The 15,860-nt window shown below is 35.0% G+C and carries 11 protein-coding genes and 2 pseudogenes; 7 read left to right on the top strand and 6 right to left on the bottom strand.

What is annotated here, in order from left to right:
- Positions 1 to 72 precede the first annotated feature (72 nt).
- Positions 73 to 987 carry an AraC family transcriptional regulator gene (locus AC4CVF_RS07750; RefSeq protein WP_419359667.1) on the bottom strand — a complete coding sequence of 305 codons (915 nt, stop codon included), beginning with the start codon at positions 985 to 987 and terminating at the stop codon, positions 73 to 75.
- A gap of 539 nt (positions 988 to 1,526) precedes the next feature.
- Positions 1,527 to 2,220 (bottom strand): annotated as a pseudogene (locus AC4CVF_RS07745) (type 1 glutamine amidotransferase domain-containing protein).
- 89 nt (positions 2,221 to 2,309) lie between these two features.
- On the opposite strand from AC4CVF_RS07745, the gene AC4CVF_RS07740 reads away from it, so the two are divergent.
- The 3 genes from AC4CVF_RS07740 (at position 2,310) to AC4CVF_RS07730 (ending at position 4,813) form a co-directional block, all read left to right on the top strand.
- Positions 2,310 to 2,723 (top strand): MerR family transcriptional regulator, encoded by a 414-nt coding sequence (locus AC4CVF_RS07740; protein ID WP_336951469.1) that lies wholly within the window; start codon positions 2,310 to 2,312, stop codon positions 2,721 to 2,723.
- A gap of 93 nt (positions 2,724 to 2,816) precedes the next feature.
- Positions 2,817 to 3,614, top strand: coding sequence for a type 1 glutamine amidotransferase domain-containing protein (locus tag AC4CVF_RS07735; RefSeq protein ID WP_336951117.1), 798 nt, complete (start codon positions 2,817 to 2,819; stop codon positions 3,612 to 3,614).
- A 164-nt stretch (positions 3,615 to 3,778) separates the two neighbouring features.
- On the top strand, positions 3,779 to 4,813 hold the full coding sequence (locus AC4CVF_RS07730; RefSeq protein WP_336951116.1) for an acetoacetate decarboxylase family protein: 1,035 nt from the start codon (positions 3,779 to 3,781) through the stop codon (positions 4,811 to 4,813).
- 295 nt (positions 4,814 to 5,108) lie between these two features.
- Here AC4CVF_RS07730 and AC4CVF_RS07725 read toward each other — a convergent pair whose 3' ends face one another.
- The 3 genes and pseudogenes from AC4CVF_RS07725 to AC4CVF_RS07715 form a co-directional block, all read right to left on the bottom strand.
- Complete coding sequence (locus AC4CVF_RS07725) at positions 5,109 to 6,176, bottom strand: saccharopine dehydrogenase family protein (protein WP_490789170.1); 1,068 nt, start codon at positions 6,174 to 6,176, stop codon at positions 5,109 to 5,111.
- A gap of 18 nt (positions 6,177 to 6,194) precedes the next feature.
- The gene (locus tag AC4CVF_RS07720) at positions 6,195 to 7,433 is read right to left on the bottom strand and encodes an NADH:flavin oxidoreductase/NADH oxidase family protein (protein WP_490789169.1); all 1,239 of its coding nucleotides are present in this window, start codon (positions 7,431 to 7,433) and stop codon (positions 6,195 to 6,197) included.
- A 198-nt stretch (positions 7,434 to 7,631) separates the two neighbouring features.
- Positions 7,632 to 8,009: pseudogene (locus AC4CVF_RS07715) on the bottom strand (alpha/beta fold hydrolase); the annotation flags it as partial.
- A 404-nt stretch (positions 8,010 to 8,413) separates the two neighbouring features.
- Between AC4CVF_RS07715 and AC4CVF_RS07710 the strand changes: the two are divergent.
- The 3 genes from AC4CVF_RS07710 (at position 8,414) to AC4CVF_RS07700 (ending at position 13,730) form a co-directional block, all read left to right on the top strand.
- Positions 8,414 to 9,859: a coniferyl aldehyde dehydrogenase gene (locus tag AC4CVF_RS07710; protein WP_490789168.1), complete on the top strand. Its 1,446-nt coding sequence runs from the start codon at positions 8,414 to 8,416 to the stop codon at positions 9,857 to 9,859.
- Positions 9,860 to 9,924: 65 nt separating this feature from the next.
- Complete coding sequence (locus tag AC4CVF_RS07705) at positions 9,925 to 10,911, top strand: NAD(P)H-quinone oxidoreductase (protein WP_336951112.1); 987 nt, start codon at positions 9,925 to 9,927, stop codon at positions 10,909 to 10,911.
- Between the two features lie 557 nt (positions 10,912 to 11,468).
- Positions 11,469 to 13,730 carry an ATP-binding cassette domain-containing protein gene (locus tag AC4CVF_RS07700; protein WP_490789167.1) on the top strand — a complete coding sequence of 754 codons (2,262 nt, stop codon included), beginning with the start codon at positions 11,469 to 11,471 and terminating at the stop codon, positions 13,728 to 13,730.
- Positions 13,731 to 13,889: 159 nt separating this feature from the next.
- Here AC4CVF_RS07700 and AC4CVF_RS07695 read toward each other — a convergent pair whose 3' ends face one another.
- Positions 13,890 to 14,519 (bottom strand): TetR/AcrR family transcriptional regulator, encoded by a 630-nt coding sequence (locus tag AC4CVF_RS07695; protein ID WP_419328914.1) that lies wholly within the window; start codon positions 14,517 to 14,519, stop codon positions 13,890 to 13,892.
- Positions 14,520 to 14,578: 59 nt separating this feature from the next.
- On the opposite strand from AC4CVF_RS07695, the gene AC4CVF_RS07690 reads away from it, so the two are divergent.
- On the top strand, positions 14,579 to 15,451 hold the full coding sequence (locus AC4CVF_RS07690) for an alpha/beta fold hydrolase (protein ID WP_336951109.1): 873 nt from the start codon (positions 14,579 to 14,581) through the stop codon (positions 15,449 to 15,451).
- Positions 15,452 to 15,860 lie beyond the last annotated feature (409 nt).

Genomic DNA, 15,860 nt, shown 5'->3' with positions numbered 1-15,860 from the left:
AAATGAGAAAACTTTAACATTGCCTAAAATGACGAGTTATTTGCCTATTATATTTAATTCGGCAAAATTCAATTATGAACTCTGCTTTAATCGCTGCACATCACGTTGAGGTGACTCTCCAAACAAACGACTATATTCTCTACTAAACTGAGAAGCACTTTCATAACCGACTAAACTCGCTGCACGTCCTGCATCCAAATTTTGATTTAACATCAAATGACGAGCTTCCTGTAAACGGAGTTGTTTTTGGTATTGTAATGGACTCATTCCTGTAATTTCGCGGAAATGTTGTCTGAAAGTTGATGGGCTCATAAATGCCCGTTCCGCCAAATCATCCATCCGAATCGGTTGTGTATAGTTATTTTTCAACCAATTCACAACTTGGTGAATTTTTTGATTTACAGATCCTGTTTTGACGAGTTGTCGTAAATAAATACCTTGTGAACTATTTAATAGTCTAACGATAATTTCTTTTTGAATTAAATGTGCTAGATGAGGAATCATAGCAGGCTCTTCGAGGACTTTAACCAATCTCAATACTGCATCTGTAAGAGGATCATCTACCCAATCTACTGAAAACGAATCATGAATATCCTCTGAAGATGAATGTTCATCTTCGATTGGCATATTTGCTACAACCTCATTCAGCATCTGAAGATCGAGTAAAAGTAAAACAGCTAAAAATGGTTTATGCGAGGAGGCTTGTACAACATGTGATGTTGCTGGTAAATCAATCGTCGTCAACATACTTTGTCCTTCAAAGCATTTATAGACTTTATCTCCAATCACAATTTCTTTTTGCCCTTGCAAGATAATACCTACACCTAAATTGTAGACACAATGAGTGCTCTCCGTTGGGCTTATTCTGTTATGAAAAGAAAGTCCTGAAATACTAGAAACATGATCCCCCTCTGTTTCAGCTAAATGTGAAACAGCGTGGATCAGTTGGGCTCTATTTTTATTTCTTTTAGTAACGACGAGGGACATACATCTACAGCTCAATCAAGAATTTAAATTTTTTACCATGAATGCTTATTACAGTATATATTTTTTTAGTAACCATCAATGCTTAATTAGATATAAAAATCAATATCTTAAGTTTTATTTTATAATTTCCCCATGAATATGCTCCTTTCATCAATCTTTTAGCTGCAATAATTATTTCTTGTTGATTAGTTCCATCTCATAAAGTTAAATTTAAGACCGATATTATTGAGTTATCTAAAATCACTAATTGAAAAATGAATAGTTATCAGTGTCCAATTCTTAGCCATTATTTTGGTTCAAACAGTACTTTACAGAGCAAGTTCATGAACTTAGTTTTTTATTATTTCAAATTTAAGACATTTATTATTGTTTTTTTAATATTTTTTAAAATAAAAATATGGATTCAGATTCAGGCAAACATAAGTTAAATAAATAACACGTGTCATTTTATACATTTCTTCTTATATAAATTAGTATTCATGCTTTCATCCGTCAGGCATTATCACTTTAACTCTATTGCACTATACTCAAATATAGAACTACATTTTTTGTAAATACTCGATAATTGCTCCAGCAGTAACACGTGCAGAAAATGGATTCTGACCAGTAATCAAATTTTGATCTTTAACAACATTTGGGGCAAAAGGAATGAACTTTCTTTCATAAAATGCACCATGTTCTTTTGCCCGTTGTTCTGCATTATATGGAACTTTTTTAGCCACACCTGCTAAGACTTCTTCACACCACGCAAAACCAGTCAATTTTTTATTTCTAATTAAATATTCGCCATTCGAAAGCCGAATATTTAATAACCCGCAATAACCATGGCAAACACTAGATACTACCCCACCGTTTTCATAAATATTTTTGGTAATTTCTTGGAGTTCTAGATTATCCAAAAAATCCCACATTACCCCCATGGCCACCCGTGTAATAAATCACATCGTAATCTTGCCAATTGATTTCAGAGGGCTTCTTTGTATTCTCAAGTAATTTCATAAAGCTTGGATCATTTTTACGTTTTAATACTGATTGATCGGCAACAAAACGTCCTAATGATTTAGGTTCAATTGGTGAATTTCCACCGAGTGGACTTACAATATCTTGAACATAATGATTTTTTTCAAACTCATCGTAAGCATGAGTAAGTTCTCCCAACGATAACCCTGTAGGATAATTTATACCCTCATAGTTATCGACATTAGTGACAATATGTAATATCCGTTTTGTCATAGCAGCATCTATTTTTCATTTTTATTGATCTTGCTTTTAACACACTATAAGTCTAAAGTTGGCTTTAATGTCAAGTGAAATTAAGTGAAATGAATATAAGCGAGCTATCAAAACAAAGTGGGTTAAGCACACCGACGATTCGCTACTATGAGCAGATTAAGCTGCTTCCAAAGGCAAAACGCAAAGCAAATGGCTATAGAGAATATAGCGAAAATGACCTTAAACAACTTTATTTAATTCAACAAGCTCAGCAAGTTGGTTTTTCTTTAGCAGAAATAAAATCATTTTTGCCATCTAACGTGACAACATGGAATCACGATATTTTGATTGGCTTACTGGAAAGCAAAATTAAAGATATTGAAGATTTAGAGCAAAAATTAGCAATGAGTAAAAATAATCTGCGTACTATGATTAATGCAATTAATAACAAACCTGATGAAATAACTTGTGAGGAAAATGCGCAACGTTTGCTGAATCTTTATTACGTTAATGATCAAGCCTAAGTATTCCATTTGTCGCTAAATCATAAAAGCTATTGACCTTAAACCGAACTTTAAACATAGCATTGGAGACAGGTAATTTATGAGGAACCTGTCATGTTTAAATCTTGGACTCTTCAAAACTGGATCATTGGCTTTATTACACTAATTTTAGCCAATACTTTCGCTTATGCATCTGAACCAACTAAGCATTTAGCATCGAATGGAAAAATTTTAGTGGTGATGACAAATCACTTCGCCTATCCCAATCGTAAAGATACGACAGGCTTATGGTTGACTGAACTTACCCATTTTTATGATGTTGCACGTGCTGCTGGTTATGAAATGGATTTTGTAAGTCCTCGGGGTGGCAGTGTTCCGCTCGATGAGCGCAGTTTAAAAGTAATCTATTTAGATAACGCAGCAAAAATTCATTTAGCTAATCCTGAATTTATGCAACATCTCAAAACAACGCTCGAACCAAAAGCAATTGTGCCATCTAATTATAAAGCAGTGTATTACACAGGTGGTCACGGCACGATGTGGGATTTTCCTAATAACCAAGAACTAAAGAAGATCAGTGAGACAATTTATCAGCAAGGGGGTGTAGTATCTGCGGTGTGTCATGGAGTGGGCGGATTATTACCATTACAGGATCATAAGGGTCAATCACTAATTGCGGGGAGAACAGTAACTGGTTTTGCAAATATTGAAGAGACTCTATCAGGGATGAAATCTCAAGTCCCTTTTCTACTTCAGAACCAATTAATCGAACGCGGTGCTAAATATAAGCGTTCTTTGGTTCCGTTCACCTCTTATGTGATTGCTGATGATCGAATCATTACTGGACAAAACCCTCAATCAAGTAAAGAAATTGCGGAGGCTGTAATACAACGCTTAAAAACCATGCATTAATCCATTTTACACTCGTCATCAAAAACCAGATTATGTAAATCTGGTTTTTTTATTTTAATAACTGTAATAAACAAAAAAAAATCAATTAAAAATCATAAAAAGCTTGACCTTAAACCTTACTTTAATCTTAGCATTTAATTAATGTTAATAGGAGGAACACCATTATGTTCAATCAAATTAAATTCCGTCGCTCAACTGCTACTGCATCAATTGGTATATTCTTGAGTTTATCTGCTCATGCTACAACACCCAATACTACCTCTAGCAATGTTGAGAATAGTGATCAAAAAACCACCGTAGTTGAATTTGGACCATATAAAGTAAATGTACCTAAAGGTGGTTATTACGATCGTTTCCGCATGAATCCAGACTTGGATGAAGTTGCTAAAGACCCCGCTGCTGGAAATATCGATTATTTCCGTACTATCCCTAAAAAAATGGTAGAGACTCGTGTTGGTAAAGTTTGGTCACCAAATTTTTATTATCGTACCAGTAATGTACAACTGTTGATGCTTGCTCCAGTATCCAAGTTAAAAGCAAAACTTCCTGCTCCACTTGAGCCATTACAACCTTTCCCTGGCTATGGCTTAGTTTCTCTTACGTTCTTTTCTTATGCTGTAGGCGATGTCGATCCTTACGATGAAGTATCAGTCGCTGTAGTTGTTCGTCAACCTGGTGCGCATAAGTTTCACACTACAGAATTGTTAAGTTCAATGCGTAACCATAAATACTATGGTCATGTTTTAGCATTGCCTGTAGATACAGAAATTGCCCGTGTGCGTGGTGTGTATGGATATCAACTCCCTAAATGGCTGACAGCAATTGATATGACGATTGGTAATAAAAATGTTGAAGCTCAGATTTTGAATACTGATGGTAAACCAGATTTGAGTTTAATTGCACCGTTACCAAAGATTAAGCGTGTCAAACCACAATCTCATATCGAAACTAAAACGATGTTTAATTTAGTTGATGGCCAATGGCATAGTACATCTGTAGAATCTAATACACTTGCCTTTGGACAACAGCTATTTCCGAGAAATGTACAACTTGTTCGAAATGGCGGTCCTATAACTAACCTACTTGATGAGCTCGGTGCTGGTAAAGTATTACGTTTAGATGTGGTCAAAGATGCTCAGTTGGCTTTAAATATGCCAATACCATTGAAGTCTTTAGGTAATGAAAACAACAAAAAGTAATTCATATTCAAATTAAAGTACTTCCTAGCGAGGTACTTTTTTGTTTGATCTACCATTGATACTCATTTATTATTTTTCAACTAATAAATAGCTTTCAAGATGATTAAAATATTTTTAGTATTTTAATCATAGCGAGATAAGATAAATTTAAATAGCTATATTTAATATAAAATTTTCATCATTTAAAAACTAAAGTAATAAAAAAACCAATTCTAAATAAAATATTTGGAATTGGTTTAAATTAAGAAGGATCACAAACATTTAAGAAATATGATAGATCCTATCCCGAGTACGTCTAAGAAATTACAATATCACTTGAACCTTCGATCTGAGTCACTAGGCTGTAGCCCATTAACTTTGCTGGAGTATATGCTGCCCCCTTAACATCATGCTCAAGTAAATAACGAACGACTGTTAAAGCGCCATTTACGGTTAAGCTATAAGCATTTTGAGTTTGTATTCGTGCTGTTTTTATTACACCTTTTTCATTTCTTGCTTCGCCCCACACATAAGTCGGCAATTTAGCGCGTAATTCTTCATCAGGCCCTACCACAGATTTTTCAATAATTGATTTCATCAAGTTTTGTACTGATTTAAGTTTGAATATAGGACGTATGCAGTTCAACATTTTTGCACCAAAAATCATGGACGTTGGTGCTGGTACAAAAATCTCGATATTAGGAATACCAGTGGTATGAAAAGCTGTTGAAACATCCCCCCAATGGACACTCATTGCGCTCTTCTTGCCATCACCAAAATCTATTTGACGTACGTGATGTGCTAAAGCTACGGTAGTGATTTTGCCATTTTTCCTTATTTTTCCGCCATCTGCCATGCCTTCTGTGCTGGTTTTGGCTGTGCCTGGTGAAAGTCCTGTTTTTGAATCAAAACCGAGTGCTAGATGAGTCGCATCGGGTAAAGCTTCTTTCAAGGCAGCAGCAACACAATCTGTTGGAATCACATCGAAACCTACACCTGGGCACAACACTATATTTGCTTGTTGTGCCTCTGACGTTAGTGATTGCGCTAATTCAAATACAGCAATTTCACCTGTAATATCCAAATAGTGAGAACCTGCTTTAATACAAGCTTTCATCATGGAATGTGAGGTTGCGGAAAAAGGGCCAGCACAATGCATGATTAGCTTAACACCATTTAATTGTTCGCTCACAGCTGTAACGTCATCTAGACCAAAAGCTTTGTATTCAAGGCCTAATTCTTGAGCAAGTTGTTGTACTTTGGCTTGTGTGCGTCCTGCTAAAATTGGCTTAAGACCTAAACGGACAGCTTCACGGGCAATTAACTCGCCCGTATAGCCATTTGCACCATAAATCATCCAATTGGAATCATTTGTATTTATCATGAAATCTGTCCTCGGTATTTAAGACGAAAATGCATAATCGCGCATTCGCTTTTTATATTGATGAGTACGACGTGCCATCGCTGCTTGTTGTATTAGTAATGCCCATAAAGGTGAGACTTTAGGGGTTGGTTTTTTGCCCAGACTTAACCTCCGTAGTTGGAATTTAACTGTCGCCATACTCGCAAGTGACGCTAAGGTTTTATTGTCCCAAGTAATTGGTTTTAATTCAGGTGCTACGTTTTGTCCTTGCCTCCATTTATTTGGTAAGTTTGGATCAATCGCCAATGCAGTCGCAATACCGACCATATCTACACCACTTTCAATTACTTTTTCAGCGACTTGTTTACGACGTATTCCGCCTGTCACCATGACAGGCATATTTGCAACTTTACCAATCTCTTGGGCAAATTCTAAGAAGTATGCTTCACGGGCTAATGTACGATCATCTCTTGATTGACCTTGCATCGCTGGTGCCTCATAACTACCACCTGAAAGCTCTACCAAATCAACAGCCAATTTATTAAGCATGCAAACGACTTGTTGTGCCTCCTCAGCACTGAAACCTCCACGTTGAAAATCAGCAGAGTTAAGTTTCACTGCAACTGTAAATGTTGGTGAAACCACAGCACGGACTGCTTTGACAATTTCAATTAGGATTCGTGCGCGATTTTCCAATGAGCCACCCCATTGGTCTTGGCGTTTATTGCTTAAAGGTGAGAGGAATTGACTCAATAGATAGCCATGTGCAGCATGGATTTCAACACCAGTGAATCCTGCTTGCTCACCTAAACGTGCAGTATTTGCAAAACGTTGGATGACTTCATCGATCATGTCTTGAGTCATTTCAATCGGAATACTAAAACGATCAGACATTTTCCCTAAATCTAGTCCTACAGCAGAGGGTGCCCATGTTTCCTGTCCTAAATTTGATTGCATTTGGCGACCGGGATGATTAATTTGCAACCAAACTTGCGCACCTTGTGAGCGCCCTATCTGTGCCCAACGTTTAAAAGTATCTATAAATTTATGATCTTCTAAAACCACACCACCTGGTCCTGTCATAGCACGACGATCAACCATAACATTTCCTGTAATGATGAGCCCTACTCCACCATTCGCCCATGCTTGATATAAATGCATCAGTTTTTCTGATGGTGCATGGTTTAAGTCAGCCATGTTTTCTTCCATGGCTGCTTTGGCAATTCGATTTTGAATTTGGGAGCCATTTGGTAAAACTAATTTATCAAACACTTTCATTTCGGTGTCCTGTTTTGGTATGGTTATACTTTAAGATTAAAGCCAACTTTAATGTCAATGGATTTTTTTGAGTTAATTAATATAATTATCAAAATATTTATTAATTAATAGCTTATTAAAAAATTTGTGCTTTTAATTTAAAAAGATAGAGGCTTTATTTGCCTCTATCTTTTAACATGCTTAAGGTATGACTCATACTCACCATTCACGAATAAATGCTAATAAATCAGGATTAATAACATCTGCATTCACAGTGGGCATTCCATCTGAAAAACCTTTATAAATTTTTAAAGTTCCATTTTGTAAGAGTTTGGCAGACAAAGCCCCAGCATTTTCATAAGGTACGATTTGGTCATCATCACCATGCATTACTCATACTGGAACAGAGATCTTTTTTTAAATCTTCTGTAAAATCAGTCTGAGAGAATGCGACAATCCCATCATAGTGTGCTTTGGCCCCACTCATCATACCTTGACGCCACCAATTCCAAAAATAGGTTCAGATGGGTCAACACCATCACGCTTGAACCCATAAAACGGTCCTGCTGGTAGGTTTTAATAAAACTCAGCACGATTTTTAAAAAGCTAATGATGCAAAAATTGCACAATTTGATTACTAATTTATGTTGTCGTCAATGTTGGTAAATTGGATAAATACGGCACTATCTCTTCAGATAGTTATTCAATATTAAGATTAAAGCTCACCTCAAGCTCAATGCTTTTAGTCAGTTTTGATTGCAAAAGTTTAAGTTTAAAAAATTGATTTTTTAGTCAGTGATTGTTGAATAGAAAAAGATTTATTTATTCCCCGTATTTCCTATCAAAGTTTGCTTATACATTTCCTACACCTCTACAAATTATTTTTTAATTTTTGATTTATTTCAGTTGACATTAAAGTTGACTTTAATCTTATAGTTATCTTAACGAGTTACACATTCATGTAGGCATTAATCGTTGTCTTCATATCGTGAGGTGAAAAAATGAATGCTTTAAATAAGACCCATCCAATTGAAAATTTGAATAAAATTTTGGATCAACAACGCCAATCTTTTCTCCGATCAGAGCCAACAACTTTGTCCCAAAGAAAAGCAAATTTAAAAAAATTACGTGTTGCATTGCTTGCAAACCGCACTGAATTGCAGACCGCCGTAAGTGAAGATTTTGGACATCGTTCACATCATGAAACGGATGTGATGGAGTTGCTGGGTATCATTCAATCTATAGATTATCTGACTAAAAACTTAGGTCGTTTTATGAAAGCTGAACACCGCCATGTCAGTTTATTTTATCGTTCTGCGACTGCCCGTGTAGAATATCAACCTAAAGGTGTCATTGGTGTTATGGCACCTTGGAATTACCCAATATCATTGACATTGATTCCATTAGCGACTGCTTTAGCTGCTGGGAATCGAGTCATGTTAAAACCATCAGAATTAACGCCTCGTACCAGTGATGTCATTTATCGAATGTTGGCAGATATATTTCCACTAGATGAGGTTGCAGTTGTTCTTGGAGGGCCTGAAATTGGTGCAGAATTCAGCGCCTTGCCCTTTGATCATCTTTTATTTACAGGTAGCACACCTGTTGGTCGTAAAGTGATGAAAGCTGCAAGTGATAATCTTGTCCCTCTTACGCTTGAGTTAGGTGGGAAAAGTCCTGTGATTGTCGCTAAAGGTCATGTCAATTCAAGAACTTTGACGAGTATTACTTATGGAAAATTGTCTAATGCGGGGCAAACTTGTGTTGCACCAGATTACGCCTTGGTACATGAAGATGATCTAGAATCATTTATTAATCAATATGATAAAACAGTTAAAAAATTCTATCCAAATGGTCCTGATACCTTAGATTACACTTCCATTGTGAATGAACGACATTACAACCGTTTGCAAAATCTGATTAAAGATGCTGAGAAAAATGGTGCACGTATTGTTGAAGTAGGTATTAGACCTGAATCTGCAATTAATAGACAACGTACATTCACCCCAACTCTTGTTATCGGTGCAAAAGATGATGATGCCATTATGCGAGAAGAGATATTCGGTCCAATTCTTCCTGTTCGTACATATCGCAGTGTTGATGAAGTGATTAACTATATTAATACGAGAGATAGACCCTTAGCTCTTTACTATTTTGGTGAAAAAAATGCAGATTGCAAAAAAATACTAAGTCGTACTACATCAGGGAATGTAGGCATTAACAATACCCTTATCCATGTTGCGCAAGATGATCTTCCATTTGGTGGAGTAGGTCCAAGTGGCATGGGAGCCTATCATGGAATTGAGGGCTTTCGTTCGATGAGTCATGCCAAAGGTATATTTGATCAAGGCCGGTGGAACTTTCCAAGTCTGCTCCATGCTCCTTTTGGTAAATTTATAGCATTTGCATTAGCGATCACTTTAGGTAAGAGACCTTCTTCAAATTAATTTTATTTAAAACGAGATTGACGATTCAAAATCCCATTTCCAACAATGATAAGGAAAAGACATTTATGAAATGTATTACATTTAATGGTGCAGGCGGTCCTGAAGTTATTACAGTAAGTGAACGTCCTATTCCTGAGCTAAGTAATGATGGCGTCTTAATTGAAGTGGTTGCTGCTGGTATTAACGGGCCAGATGTAATGCAGCGACAAGGTTTATATGCTCCGCCTCCAGGTGTGACAGACATCCCTGGTTTAGAGGTCTCAGGTGTAGTGAAAGCAGTAGGTTCATCTGTACGTAAGTTGAAAGTTGGTGATGAAGTATGTGCTTTGGTACAAGGCGGTGGTTATGCTGAATATGTGATTGCACATCAAGATAATGTTTTGTTTATTCCTGAGGGTTTAACCTTAATAGAGGGTGGAATTCTGCTGGAAACATTTATGACAGTTTGGTCTCATCTATTTCAACATGCAAAATTTAGAGAAAACAGTTCTATTCTAATTCATGGTGGCACTTCTGGCATTGGAACTACGGCGACTATGCTGACGCGAGCCTTTGGTGCTACTCAAATTTTTACTACAGTTTCTAGTACTGCACACCAACGAGCAAGTCTAGAACTTGGCGCTGATGTTGCGATTAATTATAAAGAACAGGATTTTGTTGAAGAAATAAAAAAACATACCAATGGTCAAGGTGTAGATTTTGTCTTAGATATTATTGCAGGCGATTACATTCAGAAAAACTATGAGGTTGCAGCTATGAATGGCACTATTTTACAAGTTGGTGTCCTAAAAGGGCTTGCAGAAAAAGTCAATATTTTCCCAATGTTGGCAAAACGTCTTACTCATACTGGCGCAACGTTACGTTCCCAATCTGCTACAGCCAAAGCTGAAGTTATGGCTGCCCTTCAGGAAAAAGTTTGGCCTTTAATTTCAAAAGAACAACTCAAACCAATACTTTATCAATCCTTTGATCTTGAAAATGCGCGGCAAGCTCATGAATTGTTACAGCAAGGAAAACATGTTGGGAAGTTAGCATTAGTTATCAAAAGATAATTTAAAAAAGGGAGTTAAGAGAAGATTCTCATAACTCCTTTAATGATCTCAGTCTAAGTGGCAGAGTGTGTTGAGCTCGTTATCGATGGATCAAAAATATCATAAATTATGTCGAATCAATGTTTAACTACAATCCGTTTTGAGTATTGTTAAATCATAGTATTAATATTTTAAAAAACTGATGGTATAAAATTTCTCTCACCTAAATAGATACTACAGTGTTCATGAACTTTGGTTTTTAATTTAAGGTATATTTTGTTATAAGCAATTGAATTAAAGTGATATATATGATTTTTAGCCTATAAAGTAGATTTTAGGTGAACATAAGTTAAATAAGCTTTCTTCCAAGTCTTATTCCATATACAAAACTCTTGCCCCATTTTGTTTTTCGTATGTGCTTGTTGATACATTAACTTTATTGAACACTTGTGTATCACTAATGTGGAGGAAAGATCAAAATTTTTAATATTTAAACTTTTTATTTAATAAACATATACATCCTTTTTATAAATTTTGTCTTATCTTTATTATAAATCCTTAACTTCAAGTGATCTCATATGACTAAAAGAACAATAAATATTTACGGAGCTAGGCAAAATAATCTAAAAAATCTTTCTTTGAAGATTCCCAAACATGAAATTGTTGTTTTTACTGGAGTCTCAGGTTCAGGAAAATCATCATTAGTTTTTGAAACTATTGGTGCTGAAGCGCAAAGACAGATCAATGAAACTCAAGACAGCTTTGTTCGCAACCGTCTGCAGCATTTTGGAGTTGCGGATGTTGACAAAATCGAGAATCTAAATGTTCCTGTGATTATCAATCAAAAACCATTAACAGGAAATATCCGATCAACCGTTGCAACAATTACAGACATTTATGCAAATCTTCGCCTATTATTTTCACGTATGGGTGAACCTTTTGTTGGTTATTCAAATGTTTTTTCTTTTAATCATCCCAATGGTATGTGCCCACAATGCGAAGGCATAGGTCTAGAGCAAATAATTGATATTTATAAAATATTAGATTTAAATAAATCCTTGAATGAAGAAGGTGCTATCAACTTCCCTACCTATCAACCCACTGCTTGGCGTTGGACGAGATATGCTGATTCTGGTTATTTCGATTTAGATAAAAAATTAAAAGATTATAGTGAAAAAGAATGGGATTTGTTTTTGAACGCTCCCCAGCATAAACCTTTAAATCCAAAAAGTGAATGGAAAAAAACGGCCCTTTATGAAGGACTGATTACCCGATTTGAACGTAACTTTTTAAAAGGTGAAGCACAAGAACGAAATCGTTATCGAGAAAAACTTGAGCAGATTATTAGCACCAAACCATGTTCTTTATGCCATGGACAACGGCTTAATCAAAAATCTTTATCTTGTAAAATTCATGGTAAAAATATTGCTGATTGTACTGCCCTATCTGTGTCAGCGCTTTTAGCGTTTATAGAGTCGATAAAAAGTGAGAAATTTGAAACTGTTTTATATGAGATCATTAACAAATTAATGAACTTAAACTTGGTCGGCCTCAGCTATTTAAATCTTAATCGTGTAAGCAACACCTTGTCTGGTGGTGAGTCTCAACGAATCAAGATGGTCAAACATTTAGGGAATAGCTTAGTCGACTTACTGTATATTTTTGATGAGCCAAGTGTGGGGCTGCATCCAAAAGATTTAGATAATATTATTAAAATCATTCAAAAAATTAGAGATAAAGGAAATAGCGTATTGCTTGTTGAACATGATCCTGATCTTATTAGAACAGCTGATCATGTTATTGATATGGGACCACTTTCTGGCGCAAACGGTGGTCAGATTATTTACCAAGGAACATTTGCGGAATTAAAAAACTCGTCTGGTTTAACAGGTCAATTTTTTAGAAGACCCAATACCTATAAGAAAATCCCACGTGTCAGTCATGAATGGATTTCGATTAAGAATGCCCATTTATTCAATTTGAAAAATATTGATGTAGCTATCCCTAAAAATTGCTTAACTGTTGTTACAGGAGTTGCAGGTTCAGGAAAAAGTACTTTAATAAGTAAAGTATTACCGCAACAATACCCTGAAACGAAAGTCATTGATCAATCTGCAATTACTGCAAGTATTCGGTCAAATTTACTTACCTATCTAGACCTTCTTGATCCGATTCGTCAACTATTTGCAAAAGCAAATAAAGTTAGTGCTAAGCTGTTTAGTTTTAATAGTGAAGGGGCTTGCCCTCAATGCGAAGGATCAGGTATCGAGAGAATTGAGTTGGCATTTTTAGATGATGTAGAAATGACGTGTGACTTATGCCATGGCTCGGGATATAAACCAGAGGTGTTAAAATATTATTATAAAGATAAGAATATTGCTGAACTTATGAAAATGACTGTCAGTGAAGCTAGTCATTTTTTTGAAGATTACAATTTACAGCAGCAATTTAATTCTCTAGTGAGCTTGGGTTTAGACTATATTGCAATTGGCCAACGCTTAAATACTTTCTCTGGAGGTGAGCGTCAAAGACTAAAACTCACAAAGCAGCTCAATGAAACAGATAATGTTTTTGTATTAGATGAACCAAGCACAGGCTTACATCCTTCTGATACTGAACGATTGATCGAGTTATTAAATAACTTAGTTGAAAAAGGCAATACCGTCATTGTTGTTGAACATAATTTAGATATCATGACTCAAGCAGATTGGGTGATCGATATTGGCCCATTGGCTGGAGATAACGGCGGTGAATTGGTATTCTCTGGAACAATTAGCGACTTACTCTCATTTGAAAAATCCTTAACGGGGCTCTATTTAAAAAAATATCTAGAGCTGTAAAAATATGAATAGTCACTTTCCAAATGTATGGTTTATATAGAATTTAGCTAACTAACAACATAAAGCCTTTAGGTGATGAACTAAACTTAGGTAAACATAAGTTAGATACTGTATGCCTAACTTATTAATTAATAGATTGTTATTTCGATTTAGCAAACATCACTCATTATTTTTATGTAGCATATTGGTCAGAAGCATGTTTAAACCTAACTCAAAAATTTGATCCTGATCTTCTATTGTCCAATAAGATTTAGCATCTTCCAGTAAAGTATATTTGTCTAATTTTAGATTTTTACCTGCTAGCTGATATCCCTTAGCTTCATCAATTCCTACTCCTATTAAGTAATAATTTAAAATTCTTAAAAAATAACTCGCATTTTTTACACCTAAATTGGCATTCTTGAAAACAAGCAAAATACTATTCATAAAGTTATATCCAATATCTGTATTCAATGGATGAACAGCTAAGATAGGAAAAAATTTTGGATATTCCTTAGATAATTTTCTCCATTGTTTTGCTATATACATCAATTGTTCTTTTGGATCGTCTACTTGCTTTTTTAAATTAATTTTTGAAATCAAAAAATCTACGATTTGATCAAGAATTTGTTCTTTATTCTTCATGTGATAATAAATACTCATAGCTTCACAATTGAGCATTTGAGCAAGTTTACGCAGACTGAAACCTTCTATACCGTTCGTTTCTATCATCTGTAAAGAGGTTTGAATAATTAAATCTCTCGACAAATTGACTCTTGTTTTTTTATGGTTCTCTGTTCGATTTGACATAATAGTGTTTACCTTATAATCTACCTTACAGTGTAAGTTTAGCAAAAAAAGGAATAAAAATGAAGTACACATTACATCGCTGGGAGTATGAAGGGAATTATTTGTCCTTTAAAAATTATAAAATCTTTTACAAGTTTTCACCTAAACTGAATGCCCAAACGATTTTATTAATTCATGGTTATCCCACAAGCTCATTTGACTGGGCTAAAATCTGGGATACTCTAGCTGAGAACTATCAAATACTTGCTATCGATTTACTTGGATTAGGATTCTCTGATAAACCAAGTAAATATATATATTCTGTTCAAGATCATGCCGATCAAGCTATTGCCTTGATTGAGTATTTGAAGCTAGAGGAAATTCATTTAGTCGGTCATGATTTAGGTGTAGGAATCATTCAGGAATTGCTCGATCGACAGCAGAACAACCTTTTAGCATTTAAAGTTAAATCTTCTATTTTTATGAATGGTAGTTTATTTCCTGAAGTATATCGCCCTCGCCTAATCCAAAAACTTATGGCGTCTATTCTTGGACATATAATAATATATTTCTTATCTTTTCGTGTTTTCTCAAAAAATATGAAAAATATGTTTGATCAAAAGAATCAGCCAAGTGAGTTAGATTTAGAACAATGGTATCAACAATTAATTATGAATCATGGGAAAAAGAGCCTAGTTCAATTAAACCGTTCAATTTTCGAGAGGTTTAAACACCGTGATAGACTTGTCAATGCTTTGATTAATAGCCAGATTCCTTTATTACTCATCAATGGGAAAAGTGATCCTAATTCTGGTGAACATATGGCGCAAAGATATATAGAAATCATTCCTAATCCCAAAGTAATTGAAATTGAAGATTGCGGACACTGGACTCCTTGGGAGCAGCCAACCATCGTAGGAAAAGAAATAAAAACTTTCTTAGCTTCATTTTGAATATCGATTGATTGTTTGAGCTGCTTATCTGAAATCAATATTATCAAATGGTTATTTATTTTTTATACTGAGTATCTTCTTTATTGGAAGATACTCAATTTACAGTGTAAATTTATGAAATGTTAAGAGTATTATTAAGTTAATTCTTTGAAAGAACTCATCATAAAAGTAAGAAAGTAGATTTGAGCTAAACTTAAGTTAACTAAGTCTTTGGTAGCATCTTGTTTTATCAGTTTTTAATCGTTTTTAAATCTTATCTTAATTTAACTTTGCCATCAGTATCCAAGGCATTCGGATACTGATCATTTTCTAAAATATCCTTTACATATTACTATTATCTAATTTTTTCTATAATTACTTTATCTATATCAAAAATTCAAAATATCTCCGATTGCATTGTTTATAACCC

The sequence above is a fragment of the Acinetobacter sp. LipI_19 genome (assembly GCF_058242925.1).
Note: the sequence above shows the minus strand (reverse complement) of the source record. Positions and strands in the feature narration are given on the sequence as shown.

Coding starts and splice junctions, on each gene's coding strand:
- AC4CVF_RS07750 (WP_419359667.1), bottom strand. CDS start 987: ATGTCCCTCGTCGTTACTAAAAGAAATAAAAATAGAGCCCAACTGATC.
- AC4CVF_RS07740 (WP_336951469.1), top strand. CDS start 2,310: ATGAATATAAGCGAGCTATCAAAACAAAGTGGGTTAAGCACACCGACG.
- AC4CVF_RS07735 (WP_336951117.1), top strand. CDS start 2,817: ATGTTTAAATCTTGGACTCTTCAAAACTGGATCATTGGCTTTATTACA.
- AC4CVF_RS07730 (WP_336951116.1), top strand. CDS start 3,779: ATGTTCAATCAAATTAAATTCCGTCGCTCAACTGCTACTGCATCAATT.
- AC4CVF_RS07725 (WP_490789170.1), bottom strand. CDS start 6,176: ATGATAAATACAAATGATTCCAATTGGATGATTTATGGTGCAAATGGC.
- AC4CVF_RS07720 (WP_490789169.1), bottom strand. CDS start 7,433: ATGAAAGTGTTTGATAAATTAGTTTTACCAAATGGCTCCCAAATTCAA.
- AC4CVF_RS07710 (WP_490789168.1), top strand. CDS start 8,414: ATGAATGCTTTAAATAAGACCCATCCAATTGAAAATTTGAATAAAATT.
- AC4CVF_RS07705 (WP_336951112.1), top strand. CDS start 9,925: ATGAAATGTATTACATTTAATGGTGCAGGCGGTCCTGAAGTTATTACA.
- AC4CVF_RS07700 (WP_490789167.1), top strand. CDS start 11,469: ATGACTAAAAGAACAATAAATATTTACGGAGCTAGGCAAAATAATCTA.
- AC4CVF_RS07695 (WP_419328914.1), bottom strand. CDS start 14,519: ATGTCAAATCGAACAGAGAACCATAAAAAAACAAGAGTCAATTTGTCG.
- AC4CVF_RS07690 (WP_336951109.1), top strand. CDS start 14,579: ATGAAGTACACATTACATCGCTGGGAGTATGAAGGGAATTATTTGTCC.